The sequence below is a fragment of the Streptomyces griseofuscus genome (genome assembly GCF_014673495.1).
Lineage (GTDB): Bacteria > Actinomycetota > Actinomycetes > Streptomycetales > Streptomycetaceae > Streptomyces > Streptomyces murinus.
This window is the reverse complement of sequence record NZ_CP051006.1, coordinates 6,614,069-6,628,480: the sequence shown is the minus strand read 5'-3', so window position 1 is coordinate 6,628,480 and position 14,412 is coordinate 6,614,069. Positions and strand designations below refer to the sequence as shown.

12 protein-coding genes are annotated in these 14,412 nt (G+C 72.8%); 9 read left to right on the top strand and 3 right to left on the bottom strand.

Features of this window, described 5'->3' with window-relative positions:
• Positions 1-42: 42 nt before the first annotated feature.
• On the bottom strand, positions 43-633 hold the full coding sequence (locus tag HEP81_RS30150) for a hypothetical protein (RefSeq protein ID WP_037658313.1): 591 nt from the start codon (positions 631-633) through the stop codon (positions 43-45).
• 174 nt (positions 634-807) lie between these two features.
• Between HEP81_RS30150 and hmgA the strand changes: the two genes are divergently transcribed.
• The 4 genes from hmgA to HEP81_RS30130 all read left to right on the top strand — a co-directional run bounded on the left by hmgA (position 808) and on the right by HEP81_RS30130 (position 5,481).
• A complete protein-coding gene (gene hmgA, locus HEP81_RS30145; protein ID WP_037658311.1) occupies positions 808-2,118 on the top strand; it encodes a homogentisate 1,2-dioxygenase in 1,311 nt (436 codons plus the stop codon).
• A gap of 44 nt (positions 2,119-2,162) precedes the next feature.
• Positions 2,163-2,912 (top strand): GntR family transcriptional regulator, encoded by a 750-nt coding sequence (locus HEP81_RS30140; RefSeq protein WP_037658309.1) that lies wholly within the window; start codon positions 2,163-2,165, stop codon positions 2,910-2,912.
• 26 nt (positions 2,913-2,938) lie between these two features.
• On the top strand, positions 2,939-4,096 hold the full coding sequence (locus tag HEP81_RS30135; protein WP_037658306.1) for a type ISP restriction/modification enzyme: 1,158 nt from the start codon (positions 2,939-2,941) through the stop codon (positions 4,094-4,096).
• Positions 4,097-4,260: 164 nt separating this feature from the next.
• Positions 4,261-5,481: a CaiB/BaiF CoA transferase family protein gene (locus tag HEP81_RS30130; protein ID WP_051850316.1), complete on the top strand. Its 1,221-nt coding sequence runs from the start codon at positions 4,261-4,263 to the stop codon at positions 5,479-5,481.
• 114 nt (positions 5,482-5,595) lie between these two features.
• Here HEP81_RS30130 and HEP81_RS30125 read toward each other — a convergent pair whose 3' ends face one another.
• Both HEP81_RS30125 and HEP81_RS30120 read right to left on the bottom strand, forming a co-directional pair.
• The gene (locus HEP81_RS30125; RefSeq protein ID WP_037658345.1) at positions 5,596-5,865 is read right to left on the bottom strand and encodes a hypothetical protein; all 270 of its coding nucleotides are present in this window, start codon (positions 5,863-5,865) and stop codon (positions 5,596-5,598) included.
• A gap of 606 nt (positions 5,866-6,471) precedes the next feature.
• Positions 6,472-7,275 (bottom strand): SGNH/GDSL hydrolase family protein, encoded by an 804-nt coding sequence (locus HEP81_RS30120; protein WP_037658304.1) that lies wholly within the window; start codon positions 7,273-7,275, stop codon positions 6,472-6,474.
• Between the two features lie 274 nt (positions 7,276-7,549).
• Here HEP81_RS30120 and HEP81_RS30115 point away from each other — a divergent pair, with 274 nt between their 5' ends.
• The 5 genes from HEP81_RS30115 to HEP81_RS30095 all read left to right on the top strand — a co-directional run bounded on the left by HEP81_RS30115 (position 7,550) and on the right by HEP81_RS30095 (position 14,412).
• The gene (locus HEP81_RS30115; protein ID WP_051850315.1) at positions 7,550-7,924 is read left to right on the top strand and encodes a hypothetical protein; all 375 of its coding nucleotides are present in this window, start codon (positions 7,550-7,552) and stop codon (positions 7,922-7,924) included.
• Between the two features lie 391 nt (positions 7,925-8,315).
• Entirely contained in the window at positions 8,316-9,137 is an 822-nt protein-coding gene (locus HEP81_RS30110; protein WP_037658302.1) for a glycosyltransferase family 2 protein, read from the top strand.
• Positions 9,134-10,126: a glycosyltransferase family 2 protein gene (locus HEP81_RS30105; protein WP_037658300.1), complete on the top strand. Its 993-nt coding sequence runs from the start codon at positions 9,134-9,136 to the stop codon at positions 10,124-10,126. Before HEP81_RS30110 ends, HEP81_RS30105 begins: the two co-directional genes overlap by 4 nt.
• Positions 10,119-10,928, top strand: a complete 810-nt coding sequence (locus HEP81_RS30100) for a polysaccharide deacetylase family protein (RefSeq protein ID WP_037658298.1) — start codon at positions 10,119-10,121, stop codon at positions 10,926-10,928. Before HEP81_RS30105 ends, HEP81_RS30100 begins: the two co-directional genes overlap by 8 nt.
• Positions 10,921-14,412, top strand: coding sequence for a lipopolysaccharide biosynthesis protein (locus HEP81_RS30095; RefSeq protein WP_037658296.1), 3,492 nt, complete (start codon positions 10,921-10,923; stop codon positions 14,410-14,412). The genes HEP81_RS30100 and HEP81_RS30095 overlap by 8 nt, the downstream gene beginning before the upstream one ends.

Genomic DNA, 14,412 nt, shown 5'->3' with positions numbered 1-14,412 from the left:
TGAACCTGGTCCCAGGGTACGAAAGACGCGTGCGCGCCCCCCTCAGCCGTCCGACAGGCGGTCGGCGCCCGCGGGCGTGGGCCCCGGCGGCCGGGTGTCCGACACCGTGATGTCGGCGGTGCTCTGGACCGGCTTGCCGTGTACGGCCCACACCGTGCCGTCGTCGGCGTACAGGCGGGCGGTGACATGGTGGGTGCCGTGCGGGACGAGCCGGCCGGGCAGCCGGTACCGGGGCGTGTACAGCCGGGCGACGCGGCGGCCGTCCACGAAGAGACAGGCGGGCCCGCGCCCGGTGACCGCGGTGGGGCGCGCGCCGGGCGTGGAGACCCGGAAGTGGCGGAAGGTCAGCCGCACGTCCCAGCCGTCGGCGGCGTCCGGGGTGACCTCGACGCCGACCTCGGGGGCGTTCCCGCCGCTGGCCTCGCGCAGATGGCGGCCGCTGTCGTCGGTGCCGTCGAGGACCTTGCCGACGGGCGAGGGCGAGTCCGCGCCGGCCGCCCCGGCGCTCGCGTCCCCGCCCGGACCGAGGCCCGTGCCCCCGCGCGCGGTGCCGCAGCCGGCCGCGCCGAGGGTCAGCAGAAGGCACACCGCGAGCGCGGCCGGGCGTCCTCGGGTCTCCTTCGTCCACGACATGCCCGGGAGCGTAGAACACGGGGGCGGGCGCGGGAATCCGTCTGAAGTCGGGTTCCCGATCTACCCCCGAGGGAGGAGGCCCCGCCCTCTTGCGCCCGGCCCCGCTGATTCCTACGGTGTCCCATAGGAATAAACGGATGCAGTCAACAAGCGCAGAGGAGCGTGGGGGCGACCATGAGCGGGGACGCGCGCAAGAGGGCCGAGGGACTGTCGTATCTGACCGGGTTCGGCAATGAGCATGCCTCGGAGGCGGTGCCGGGCGCCCTGCCCGAGGGCCGCAACGCGCCGCAGCGCGCGCCGCTCGGCCTCTACGCGGAGCAGCTCAGCGGCGCGGCCTTCACCGAGCCGCGGGCGCACAACCGCCGCTCGTGGCTGTACCGGATCCGTCCGTCGGCCGCGCATCCGCGGTTCACCCGGACTGCCAACGGCTCGATCCGTACGGCGCCCTTCACCGAGACCGTGCCGGACCCCAACCGGCTGCGCTGGAACCCGCTGCCCGAGCCGGCCGCGGGCACCGACTTCCTCGCGGGCCTGTGGACGCTCGGCGGCAACGGCGACGCGACCCAGCGGGCGGGCATGGCCGTGCATCTGTACCACGCCAACGCCTCGATGGAGCGCGTCTTCTCGGACGCGGACGGCGAGCTGCTGATCGTCCCGGAGCGCGGCGGGCTGCTGCTGCACACCGAGTTCGGGCGGCTGTGTGTGGAGCCCGCGCACGTGGCGCTGATCCCGCGCGGGGTGCGGTTCCGGGTGGAGCTGCTGGACGAGTCGGCCCGCGGCTATGTGTGCGAGAACTACGGGGCGCCGTTCCGGCTGCCCGACCTCGGCCCGATCGGCGCCAACGGCCTCGCCAACGCACGGGACTTCCGCGCGCCGGTCGCCGCCCACGAGGACACCGAGGGGCCGGTGGAGGTGGTCAACAAGTTCTGCGGCAACCTCTGGACCGCCACGTACGACCACTCACCGCTCGACGTGGTCGCCTGGCACGGCAACCATGTGCCGTACGTCTACGACCTGCGCCGCTTCAATGTGATCGGCTCGATCTCCTACGACCACCCCGACCCCTCCATCTTCACCGTCCTGACCTCGCCCTCGGACACCCCGGGCCTGGCCGGCGTCGACTTCGTGGTCTTCGCGCCGCGCTGGCTGGTGGGCGAGGACACCTTCCGGCCGCCGTACTTCCACCGGAACGTGATGACCGAGTACATGGGCCTGATCGAGGGCGCCTACGACGCGAAGGCGGAGGGCTTCGTGCCGGGCGGCGGCTCGCTGCACAACATGATGTCGGCGCACGGCCCGGACCGGGAGACGTTCGACAGGGCGAGCGCGGCCGAGCTGAAGCCGCAGAAGATCGACGACGGCCTCGCCTTCATGTTCGAGACCCGCTGGCCGCTGACGCTCACCCCGGACGCGGCCGGCGCCGACCACCTCCAGCGGGCGTACGACGACGTGTGGCGGGGCCTGACGCGTAACTTCCGTATCTGACACCTCTGTTGCGCCCGTTGTTCCCGACCGGTACGGATATCAGCGTGACCTCATTCGCCCCTGACTCGATCGTCCTGAACCGCAAGCTGCCGCTCTGGTACCAGGTGTCGCAGTCGCTGCGCGCCTCGATACTGGGCCGCTCGCCCGCGGACCCGCTGCGCCTGCCCACCGAGGAGCGCCTGGCGGAGCACTACGGGGTGAGCGTGCTGACCATGCGGCAGGCGCTGAAGGAGCTGGAGGACGAGGGGCTGATCAGCCGGCACCGGCGGCGCGGCACGTTCATCGAGCCCGATGCGCGGCGCGGCGCCCCGGTGCGGCTGCTGGGCTCGGTGGACGCGATCGTGGCCCAGCAGTCCGGGATGCGCACGGAGTTGCTGGCGCACGGGCCCGCGCCGGTGCCGGGCGGGCTCACGGACTGCTTCCCCGGGCTCACCGAGGTGGCCACGTACCACAGGCTGCGCTTCGACGAGAAGACCGACGAGCCGACCAACCACGCCATCAACCACGTACGCCCCGAACTGGCCGAGCGGATCGACGTGGACGATCTGGTCCGCTGGCCGATGACGAAGGTGCTGCGGGACGTCGTCAAGGCGGACATCAGCCGGATCACGGACACGGTGGAGGCCCGGCTCGCCGACCCGGAGACCGCCCGTCTCCTCCAGGTCCCGCTGCTCAGCCCGATCCTGCACTACACCGGCATCACCTATGACACCGAGGGCCGGGTGCTGGACGTGGCGGTGATCCACTACCGGGGCGACCGCTTCTCCTTCACGGTGACCTTGGACGCCACCTGACCCGCCGCGCGCCCTCGGCCCGTACGATGCCCAGCGTGCCGTACGACGACGACGCTCCGCTGCTGGCGGACCTCATGCCGTGGTCCGTCGCACCGCCGCGGCCGGGCCGCGCCTGGCCGACGGCCCCCGATCCGGCCTGTCTGCGGGCCCGCTGGGACGCGCTGCTGAAGGCGGAACTCCCGGACCGCGAGGCCCTGTTCGAGCCGAGCAGGGCCCGCACCCTGCACTCGGCCGTGGGCCAGCTGCCGGGCCGGACGGGCGGTACCGAGCGGCTGGCGCGCGCCGAGGGGCCGTGCGCGGAGCCGGTACGGGTGCTGGCGGCGCCCTTCGACGAGCAGTGGCTGATCCCGGACCACCGGCTGCTCGACGCGGCCCGCCCGGAGCTGTGGCGGGTGGCGGACGAGCGGCAGGTCTTCCTGGTGGAGACCCCGGACGAGCGCCACCCGCTGCTGGCCACCGGGCTGCTGCCGACCCTGCGCAGCGGACGGATCCGGCCCCTGTACCGCCGCCCGGCCGCCGCGGACCCCAATCTGGCGCCCGGCCTCCTGGACCATCTCGCGGCCCGTCTGGGCGTCCAGGTCACCCCTCTCGACCTGGCGGCCTGGTTCCTGGCCGCGGCCCGCCCCGACCGCACGGTCCCGCTGACCGACGACGCGGAACTCTGGTCGGCCGGCCTGGAGTCGGGCCGCCGGCTGCTCTGGCTGCTGCGCCGCGACGGCGACCGCCCCAAACTCCCCGGCGGCCGCCGCCCCTACGTCCGCGCCCCGCTGCCGCCCCGCCCGGCCACCCTCCATTACGACCCCGAGGAGGAGGCCCTGCATCTGGACGAGGGCCGCGTCTCCCCCGTCCCCGCCGGAGCCTGGGAGTACGAGCTGAACGGGGTCCGGGTCCTGGAGTCCTGGTTCACCGCCCGCACGGCACCCGGCACCCCCGGCACCCTGGAGGCGATCCGGCCCACCGCCTGGCTCCAGACCTGGACCTCGGAACTGCTGGAGCTGATCACCGTGCTGGCACTCCTGGCCGAAGCACGCCCGCAGAAGGCCGACTTGGCGATCCCCTCGACGATCACCGCGACGGACCTGCGCCACGCGTCCGTCCTCCCACCCCCGCACTCCTGCCACCTGCCCGCCTCGGTCCTGGACTACCCCGAGGAGGGCCCGGAAGGCCAGTTCGCGCTGCTGTGACGGACGGGGTCATGCGTACGCGTCGAGGATCCGGTCGCCGGTTCGCTCGCCTGGAGCCTCGCCCTGATCGCGGTGTTCCTGCCGCTCGCGGTGCGCCGGTACCGCCGCGGTGAGTGACATACGCCGTACTGACAGACCCGCCCGAGGGGGAGATCATCCACCCCATGGAGCACCTCGCGGATCATCCCTCAGCAGCCCAGCCGCTCCCCCTGGAGGGCATCACCGTCGTCGCCGTCGAACAGGCCGTGGCGGCGCCCTTCGCGACCCGGCAGCTCGCCGATCTGGGGGCCCGGGTCATCAAGGTGGAGCGGGTGGACGGGGGCGACTTCGCGCGGGGCTACGACACCGCGGCGGGCGGGCTCGCCTCGCACTTCGTGTGGTGCAACCGCGGCAAGGAGTCCCTCGCCCTCGATCTGAAGGATCCGCGCGGCCGGGAGGTCGTACGGCGGCTGGTCGCGGACGCGGACGTGTTCGTGCAGAATCTGGCGCACGGGGCCGCGGCCCGGCTCGGCCTGGACGCGGCCACCCTGTGCGCGGACCATCCGCGGCTGATCGCCGTGGACATCTCGGGGTACGGCCCCCACGGCCCGTACGCGGACAAGCGGGCCTACGACATGCTGGTGCAGTGCGAGACGGGTCTGGTGTCGGTCACCGGGACGCCGGAGCGGCCGGTGAAGGCGGGGATCCCGGCGGCGGACATCGCGGCGGCCATGTACGCCTTCTCGGGGGTGCTCGCGGCGCTGGTGCGCCGGGGCGCCACCGGGCGCGGCGGTCCGGTGGAGGTGTCCCTGCTGGACTCGCTCGCGGAGTGGATGGGGCATCCGCTGCACCACACGATGCACGACGGCGAGCCCCCGGCGCGCACCGGTCTCGCGCATCCCGTCATCGCGCCCTACGACGCCTATCCGACGGCGGACGGCGGCCAGGTGCTGCTGTCGGTGCAGAACGACCGGGAGTGGCGGCGGCTTGCCGAACAGGTTCTGGAGCGGCCGGAGTTGGGGACGGACCCGGTGTTCGCGACGAACGCGGCGCGGGTCGCGCACCGGGCGGAGACGGACGCGGCGGTGGCACGGGCGCTCGGCGCGCTGGACACCGGCGAGGCACTGGCGCGGCTGGAGCGGGCGGGGCTCGCCTGTGCCCGGCTGCGGGATCCGCGTGAGCTGGCGGAGCATCCGCAGCTGGCGGCCCGGGACCGATGGCGTCAGGTGGGTTCGCCGGTGGGGCCGTTGCGGGCGCTGCTGCCGCCGCTCACGCTGCCGGGCGGGGGCGAGGCGCGGATGGGCGACGTGCCCGCGCTCGGACAGCACACCGGGGCGCTGCTGCGTGCCGTGGGAATGACGGACGACGAGATCGCAGCGCTGCGCCGGGACGGTGTGGCGGCCTGAGCGCGGGCCCTGGACAGGGTCCAGGACCGTCGGTTCGCCCAGTGAGCGCCAAAGGGCGCTCAAGGGGATCAGTGGCCGGATCGGGGCCGGATCAGCGGCCGGTCGAGGACCGGACTAGTGGCCGCCGAACAGCGAACGACGCAGTCGGCGCAGGGGCGCGAAGAGGGAGACCCTGCGGACCCGCGCACCCCGGTCGCTGTGCGTGCGCCGGGTGTCCCGCGCCGTCAGCTCCCGCATCAGCGAGGTCGCCTCGACGGTCTTCTGCTGCGGGATGGCAGGACCGCCCAGCACCGCCAGATGCCGGTCGAGGCGCGAGCTGGTCGCGCTGCTCCCGCAGGTGATCGCAGGGACCCTGGCCCTGCTGCGCACTGTTATCTGTTCCATGTCACTCCCCACCCGTACGAGTCCACCCGGCCCCGGGCAGAGTAACCCTATCTCCCCACCGGGGCACTCGTGTATCGCGCCTTCAGGATTCACCTTCCCCGTAAGGCGGTTGACCATCCCAAGCCGACTACTCTCCGAATCCGACCGGTTTCAGGGCGAGTTGGACAATGGGCTGGCCGACGGCGCGCGCCGGTTCGCCGGTCCGGGGCGGCCGTCACGGCGCGTGACGCCCGTCCGGCGCCGGCCCCCTGGCGATCAAGGGCGCGCCGCCTCCCTGGAGCCCCAGGGTGACGACGGGTCCCGGCGGCGGCCCGGCGGCGGTCGCCCCGTCGCCGCGACCGCGACCGCCCGCGCCGGTCGCGGCGCGGGCGGAGGAAGCTGTGCGGAGGCGGCCGGGAACGTGGTCCATCTCACGCGCTCGGCCCTCCGGTCGGCGGAGGCCCCATCGGCCAGAGTCCCCGCCGCCGTGTTGGGCGGCCCCGCCGGGTGCACACGGCGGGCTCACCCGGGAGATACCAGGTGTTACGTCGACGCCTCGGGCCGCTGGGTCGGTTCACCCTGACGGGCGGGCCCGATGGTACGTCGTGGAATGCTCACCCGTTCGGGTCAGCCGGCCGCGTTGGTGAGGGCCGGCAGGTAGCCACCGGACTGACCGTCGGCGGTGGGGTGGTACGACTCGGTGAGGTCCAGCACGTTGAGGCTGTGCAGCCAGGAGTTGCTGGAGCAGATCTCGTGGCTGGAGAAGGCGCTGCGGACGTCACCGAAGACGAAGCCGTGGGCGGAGACACGGGACTGGATGGTGCTGTCCAGGGCGTCGGCGGCATCGTTTATGGCCGACCGCTTCGTGTCGGACAGACCGAGGCAGACCTGGCCGAGCAGGTAGAAGCGCGGGTAACCGACCACGACCACACGGGCGTTGGGCGCCTTGGAGTGAATCGCGCTGTAGACGGTGTCGAGCTTCCCGGGCAGCGTGTTGGCGATGTAGGACTTCGCGCTGGCGATGGCGGACAGACAGGTGCTGTCCGAGTTCAGCACGCACGTCTGCATGGTGCTCGCGAACCCGGCGTCGTTGCCACCGATGCTGATGGACACCAGCGAGGTGGAGGAGTTGAGCGAGCCGAGCTGGTTGGCCATCACATCGTCCGTCGTGGCGCCCGAGCAGGCGTTGAAGGCGAAGGAGGCCGGCTTGTGCGCGGCGTTCCACAGGTAGTCCGCGGAGTTGGTGCTGCGGTCGCAGTCGCCGCTGGAGCTGATGTAGCTGCCGGCGCCGACGCCGGAGGCGTAGGAGTCGCCGAGCGCCACATAGCCACCGCTGTTGGATGCCGCCTGCGCCGACGCCGCCTGCGTGAAGCCGAGGCCGAGAGCAAGGAGGAGTGGAGCAACGAATCCGACAAGGCGGGAACGTCTCATGGTGTGTCTCCCAGGTGGGCAGGAAGTCTGCGGCAACTTAAGTAGCAACTACGCGCGTTGAGCGGAAGTGTTCATGTCAAGAATTTTTGACTCTCAATAAGACCGTCTTCAAAGATTTACTGCTTATGTATTGCGCGTACATGTCAACTGTGTTGACCACGCCTCAGACACCTGCTCCAGTGGATTTTTCGGGGGACGGCCGCCCTTGACGCCCCCCTCGGGCCTGCGCGACATTAAAGCCCGGCATCCGGCGCTTCGAGGGGCAAAGTCGCCAATGCGCACCTTACGGATCAACAGGGAACTGTCGCCGCTGCTCGCGGGCGCCGCGGCCGCCGTCTCGACGGTCGGCGCGCTGCTCGCCCTCACCGGTTCGAACTCCGCGCTGCGCGGCCCGTGCACACTGCTCTTCCTGTTGCTCGCGCCGGCCGCCGCGCTCGCCGCCGCCCTGCGCGGTCTCGACCCCTTCGCCCGCGCCCTGTGCGCACTCGCGGGTGCGGTAGTCGTCGACATGCTGGTGGCCCAGGTGATGCTCGCGGTGCACCACTGGTCCGTCCGGGGCGGGGTGGCCGCCGTCGCCGTGCTGAGCCTGGCCCTGCTGCTCCTCGTGCAGCTCCGGGATCGAATTACCGGTAAAAGCGCACAAGACTGAGCAAGGTGAGCCACTGTTACGCAACGGGCCAATCATGGGAAAGGTGAGGCACCTTCCAGGTCTTGCCTTTCGGGCTCAACCGTCAATACCGTCATACAGCTCAACCGCGGCGGTTCGCCGGTGCACGGTCCCCGGGGAGGGCCGGGCGCCCTGGTGGGTCCGTCGCGGAGCGCGGTAGGGGGGTGCCGTGCTCGGTGGCCGCGAGCGGTGACCGGGCCGGGCCGCGCGACCGGCCGCCATGCCCGTCCGGTGGCCCGGACAGCTTTGCCAGCTCGTCCAGGGGTACGGAGTTCCGCTCGCCGCGCCCCCGGAGGAGAACCCCCCTTTCGAACCGGACCCTGAGCCGGGCCGCCCGGGGGTGGGCGGCCCACCGGACGAGAGGGAACCAACCATGAGTTCAGCGCTGCGCCCGCCGAGTCCGGGCCGCGAACCGCTGCTCGTCACGCACTACCGGCCCATCTCCTCACATCTGGCGATCACTCCACCGGTGAGCGTCGTGATCCCCGCCATGAACGAGGCGAAGAACCTGCCCTACGTCTTCAAGAGCCTCCCCGACTGGATCCACGAGGTCGTCCTCGTGGACGGCAACTCCACCGACGACACCGTCGAGGTGGCCCGGTCCCTGTGGCCGCGTCTGAAGGTCGTCCCGCAGCGCGGCCGGGGCAAGGGGGACGCCCTGATCACCGGGTTCGAGGCGTGCACCGGCGACATCATCGTGATGGTCGACGCGGACGGCTCGGCGGACGGCGGGGAGATCGTCAGCTATGTCTCCGCGCTGGTCTCCGGCGCCGACTTCGCCAAGGGCTCCCGCTTCGCCAACGGCGGCGGCACTGACGACATGACCTTCGTGCGCAAGCTCGGCAACTGGGCGCTGTGCACCGTCGTCAACCGCAAGTTCGGCGCCCGCTACACCGATCTGTGCTACGGCTACAACGCGTTCTGGCGGCACTGCCTCGACAAGATCGACCTCGACTGCACCGGCTTCGAGGTCGAGACGCTGATGAACATCAGAGTGGTCAAGGCGGGCCTGAGAGTGCAGGAGATCCCGAGCCACGAGTATCTGCGCATCCACGGCACCAGCAATCTGCGGGCGGTGCGCGACGGGCTGCGGGTGCTGCGGGTGATCCTGCGCGAGCGCTCCAACCGGCGTGCCCTGCGCCGCCGGGTGCGGCACTCCCCGCTGCTCAAGGCACGGCGGGGAGAGGTGTCTTGAGCGATCCCGGCATCTCCGTCGTGATCTGCGCCTACACCGAGGACCGCTGGGTGGACATCCTCGCGGCGGTCTCCTCGGTGCGCGCGCAGTCGTGCCCGGCCCTGGAGACCCTTCTGGTCGTGGACCACAACCCGGCCCTCGGCGAACGGCTGGAGCGCGCGTACCGGACGGCCGAGGACGTGCGCGTGCTGCCCAACTCCGGTCCGCGCGGCCTGTCCTCGGGCCGCAACACCGGCATCGCCGCCGCCCGCGGCGAGGTGATCGCCTTCCTGGACGACGACGCCGTGGCCGAACGGGACTGGCTGCGCCGCTTCGCCGAGGCGTACGCCGACCCCCGGGTGCTGGCGGTCGGCGGGCGCACCGAGCCGGTGTGGGCGTCCGGGAGGCGGCCCGCCTGGTTCCCGGAGGAGTTCGACTGGGTGGTGGGCTGCACCTACCGTGGCCTGCCGCCGGGCCGGGTGCGGGTGCGCAATGTGCTGGGCGGCAACGCCTCGTTCCGGCGTACGGCCTTCGAGGCGGCGGGCGGCTTCGCCACCGGCATCGGGCGCGACGGCGGCCGGCGCCCGCTCGGCTGCGAGGAGACGGAGCTGTGCATCCGCCTCACCCGCGCCCGCCCCGACGGGGTGCTGCTCATCGACGACCGTGCGGTGATCCACCACCGGGTGCCACGGGTGCGGGAGGACTTCGCCTACTTCCGCACCCGCGCCTACGCCGAGGGCCTGTCCAAGGCCCTGGTGGCCCGCAGCGTCGGCGCGGCCAAGGGGCTGGAGTCAGAACGCCGCTACGCCACCCGGGTGTTGCCCGCCGGTGTCGCGCGGGGACTGCGTGACGCCCTGCTCGGCCGGCCGGGCGGGGCGGGCCGTGCGGGCGCCATCGTCGCCGGGGTGCTCGCGGCCGCGGGAGGGTTCGCGGTGGGGAGCCTGCGGGCGCGGCGTGGGTCGTACGCCACCGCCGGGACCGGCGACCGGACCGGGGGCCCGCATGAGTGACCAGCCGGTGCCCGTCCTCATGTACCACTCGGTCGCAGCGGCGCCCAGCGCCGCCACCCGGACCCTGTCCGTCACACCGGACGCCTTCGCCGAACAGATGTCCCTCATCAGGGAGTCGGGCAGCACACCCGTCACCACCGCCGAGCTGGCGGCGCACTGGCGCGGCGGCCGGCCGCTGCCCGCGCGCCCGGTGCTGATCACCTTCGACGACGGCTACGAGGGCGTGCACCGGCACGCCCTGCCCCTGCTCGCCCGGCACGGCTTCCCGGCCACCCTGTTCGTCTCCACCGGCTGGCTGCGGGGCGCGTACGACACCGGGGGCGGCCTCGACACCATGCTCGACTGGCACCAGGTGCGCCGGCTCGCCGCCTTTGGTGTGGAGATCGGCGGGCACAGCCACACCCATCCCCAGCTGGACCAGCTGGACGAGGCGGCGCTGGCCGAGGAGCTGGGCCGGTGCACGGAGATCCTCACCGGTGAACTCGGGGCGCGCCCACGGTCGTTCGCGTATCCCTACGGCTACTCCAGTCGCCGGGTGCGCCGGGCGGTGCGCGCGGCCGGGTACGCGCAGGCGCTCGCCGTCGGCAACGGGCTCGCCCGCCGCGCCCAGGGGCCGTACGCGCTGCGCCGGGTCACGGTGCGCCGCCGTACGGACGCCGAGGAGTTCACGCGGCTGCTGCGGGGCCAGGACATCGGCCGTACTTTCGCCCGGGACCGGGCCCTCACCCGGGGGTACGCGCTCGTGCGCGGGGCACGGCGGGTCGGCCCTGCACTCTGGAGGGCCGGTCGGGCCCGTGACTGACACGACCACCGCGCCCGGCCCGGAGGCGGCGAAGGCGCCCGGCACCGCCCGCGCCCCGGGCGGGGGTCCGCTGCTGCGCAACGCGTACGCGCTGATGCTGAACACCGGGATCTCCGCCGTGCTGGGCCTCGGTTTCTGGCTGGCCGCGGCGCACTACTACTCCGATGCCGCGGTCGGCCGGGGCTCGGCCGCCATCGCCGCGATGAAGCTGCTCGCCGGGCTCACCGCGGTAACCTTGACTGGCGCGCTCGCCCGGTTCATCCCGGTGTCGGGGAAGCGCACCGGACGCTTCATCTTCCGTACGTACGCGGGCAGTTCACTGGTCGTCGCGCTGGCCGCCGGAGTGTTCCTGGGCACGCTGGACGCCTGGGGGCCCTCGTACCGCTTTCTGCACGGCCTGCTTCCCGGCCTCGGCTTCGTGGCGGCCGTGGTCGCCTGGAACCTGCTCACCCTCCAGGACGGGGTGCTGACCGGGCTGCGCAGCGCGCCCTGGGTGCCGGTGGGCAACACGGTGTTCTCGGCGGTGAAGCTGGTGCTGCTCGCCGCGTTCGCCGTCGCCGTGCCGGCCACCGGGGTCTTCGTGTCCTGGGTGGCCGCGATCGCCACCTCCGTGGTGCCGCTGGGCTGGCTGGTGTTCCGGCGCCTGGTGCCCCGCCATGTCGCGGCGACCGCCGGGCGGGCCGGGCCGCCGCCCGCGCGGGAGGTCGGGCGGTTCCTTGCCGGGGACTACACCGGCTCCCTGTTCTCGCTCGCCGTGGTCTATCTGGTGCCGGTGATCATCGCGGCGCAGGTCAGCTCAGCGGAGAACGCGTACTTCTACATCACCACCACCATCAGCGGGACCTGCAATCTGCTCGCCGTCAACATGGGCGCGTCCCTCACCGTCGAGGGCTCGCACGACCCGGAGCGGCTGGCCGCCAACGCCCGCGCGGCGCTGTGGCGCATGGCCCGGATCATGCTGCCGATCAGCGCCGCGCTGTTCCTCGGCGCGCCCTGGATCCTCGGCGTCTTCGGCGCGGGCTACGCGGACGCGGCGACCGGGCTGCTGCGCCTGTTCGCCGTGGGCACCCTGCTCCGGGTCGTCATGGAGACCTACTTCGCCGTGCTGCGCGCCCAGAGCCGCACCGCCGGACTCGCCTGGCTCCAGGGCCTGTTGTGCGTCCTGGTCCTCGGGCTCACCCTGCTGCTCCTGCCCCGGACGGGGCTCGCGGGGGCGGGGGTCGCCGAGATCTCCAGCCTGGCCGTGATCGTCTCGATCGCCGCGCCGCGACTGTGGCGGACGGTGCGGGCGGGGCAGGTGTCCGGGTCCGGGCGGGGTGCGGGCGGCGTGCCGGACACGGTGGCGCCGGACGGGGATCTGGCGGATCTGGGGCTGCGGGAGGAGGAGCCGGTACGGCGCCGGGTGCCGGCGTGGGCCCGCGAGCGGGTCGCCGAGAAGGCCGTACCCCCCGCGGGGCCGGAGCCCGCGCCGGACCCCGCTCCCCCCGCCCGCCGTCTGCGCTCCACCCTCCTCCTCACCTTTCTCCTGATCACCGCCCTCCTTCTCTACTGGCTCCCCGCCCTGCGGCTCGGGGAGGGTGATCTGGACCGGATGGGCGGCCTGGGTCTGGTCTCGGTGCTGCCGTGGCCCACGCTTCTCGGCGCGGCGCTGCTGGTCGTGGTGTTCGCCGGGCTGCTGTGGCAACGCCGGGAACACCGGGCCCTGTTGATGGTGACACTGCTCGTCACGGTCGTGTCGCTGCACGCGCTGCCGGCCGTGATCGAGACCGAGCCGCGGTTCGCGACGGCCTGGCAGCACCTGGGCTTCCTGGACTACATCGACCGCACCGGGTCGGCCGTCCCGGACCTGGACGCCCGCTGGAGCTGGCCCGGTTTCTTCGCGGTGGCCGCGTTCGTCGGCCGGGCCTGCGGGGTCACCGACTTCACGGAGGTCATCCGCTGGTGGCCGACGGCGATCCAACTCGCCTATCTGGCACCGATGTTGCTGCTGGTCCGGTCGGTGCGCGCGGACTGGCGGGCGAAGTGGACCGGCGTCTGGCTGTTCGTGCTGTGCGGCTGGGTCGGCCAGGACTACTTCTCCCCGCAGGGCTTCACCTTCCTGCTGTATCTGCTCTTCACGGCGGTCCTGCTGGTCTGGTTCCGCCCGCCCCGGGCCCTGACGGCACGGCTGCGCCCCGGCGAGGCGGAACCCCCGCCGCTCGACCGGCGCGGGCGGACCGTCCTCCTGCTGCTGTCGCTGGGCCTGTACGCCGCGACCGTGCCCGCGCACCAGCTGACCCCGTTCGTGATGCTGGGCGTCCTCGCGGCCCTCGTCCTGCTGCGCCGCTGCGAGCTGCGCGGGCTGCCCCTGCTGTGCGCGGTGCTCGTCGCCGTCTGGCTCGGCTTCATGGCGGAGCCGTACTGGTCCGGGCACTTCGACGACCTCTTCGGCGGCATCGGCGGGATCGGCGGCAATGTCTCCACCTCCGTCTCCGGCCGTATCCAGGGCGGCGATCCGACCCACAAGCTGGTCCTGTACACCCGGGTGCTGCTGGCCGGTGCCGTCCTGGCCCTGGCCTGCGGGGGCTGGTGGCGCCGGCGCCTGCACCGGTACCGCGAACGGTCCCTGCCGGTCCTCACCTTCGTGCCGTTCCTGGGCTTCGGCATGCAGTCGTACGGCGGTGAAATGGCGCTGCGCGTCTTCATGTTCGCGGTGCCGGGCGCGGCCCTGCTCGGCGCCCTCGCCCTCTTCCCCCGCCCCACGGGATCACGGCGGCCGGTCCTCGCCCCCGCGGTCGCGCTGCTCGCCGGGCTGCTGCTGATGGGGGGCTTCCTGGTGGCCCGGTGGGGCAACGAGCCCTTCGAACGCACCCGGCCCGGCGAGGTCGCGGCGATGAACTGGGTGTACGCCCATGACCGGCCGACCGTCCGGCTGTTGTGGCTGAGCAATGACACGGTCAACGATGTGACGCCGTCGCTGCCGTGGGGCGCCAAGGACATGGAGCGGGTCGACTACGTCCCGATGCTCGCCCCGACCGACCCCGCCCGGGTGTCCGGGCTGGTCGAGGCGCTCAAGGGCGCGGGGCCGCAGTCGTATCTCCTGGTGAACGAGAGCCAGGTGACGTATCTGCGGCTGGACGCGGGCTATCCGACGGCCTGGGGGCCCCGGCTCACCCGGAGCCTGGACGCCCGGCCGGAGCTGACGAAGGTCCTGGTCAACGACGACGTCACGGTGTACGCCCTGCGCGCGCGGCCCCCGGGCCCGGTCCCCGAGCCGCGCCCCGGGCCGATCGGACCCCGGGTGACCTGGACGCCCTGGTCGGTGGTCGGGGCGCTGTCCGCCGTCGTCCTGATGCTGCTGCTGGCGGCGCGCGAGGTGGTGCGGGTGGCGGTGCGGCCCGGGGTGCGCCAACTGCGGTTGCTCCAGGGGAGTTTCTGGTTCTCCCTGCCGCTGCTTGCGGTGGTGCTGGCGGTGCTGGTGCAGCGGTTCCTGACCCTGAAGTGA

Excerpts from the sequence above, each read along its gene's own strand:
- HEP81_RS30100 (WP_037658298.1), top strand. The coding sequence starts at position 10,119 with ATGAGTGACCAGCCGGTGCCCGTCCTCATGTACCACTCGGTCGCAGCG.
- HEP81_RS30135 (WP_037658306.1), top strand. The coding sequence starts at position 2,939 with ATGCCCAGCGTGCCGTACGACGACGACGCTCCGCTGCTGGCGGACCTC.
- HEP81_RS30125 (WP_037658345.1), bottom strand. The coding sequence starts at position 5,865 with ATGGAACAGATAACAGTGCGCAGCAGGGCCAGGGTCCCTGCGATCACC.
- HEP81_RS30110 (WP_037658302.1), top strand. The coding sequence starts at position 8,316 with ATGAGTTCAGCGCTGCGCCCGCCGAGTCCGGGCCGCGAACCGCTGCTC.
- hmgA (WP_037658311.1), top strand. The coding sequence starts at position 808 with ATGAGCGGGGACGCGCGCAAGAGGGCCGAGGGACTGTCGTATCTGACC.
- HEP81_RS30115 (WP_051850315.1), top strand. The coding sequence starts at position 7,550 with ATGCGCACCTTACGGATCAACAGGGAACTGTCGCCGCTGCTCGCGGGC.
- HEP81_RS30120 (WP_037658304.1), bottom strand. The coding sequence starts at position 7,275 with ATGAGACGTTCCCGCCTTGTCGGATTCGTTGCTCCACTCCTCCTTGCT.
- HEP81_RS30130 (WP_051850316.1), top strand. The coding sequence starts at position 4,261 with ATGGAGCACCTCGCGGATCATCCCTCAGCAGCCCAGCCGCTCCCCCTG.
- HEP81_RS30150 (WP_037658313.1), bottom strand. The coding sequence starts at position 633 with ATGTCGTGGACGAAGGAGACCCGAGGACGCCCGGCCGCGCTCGCGGTG.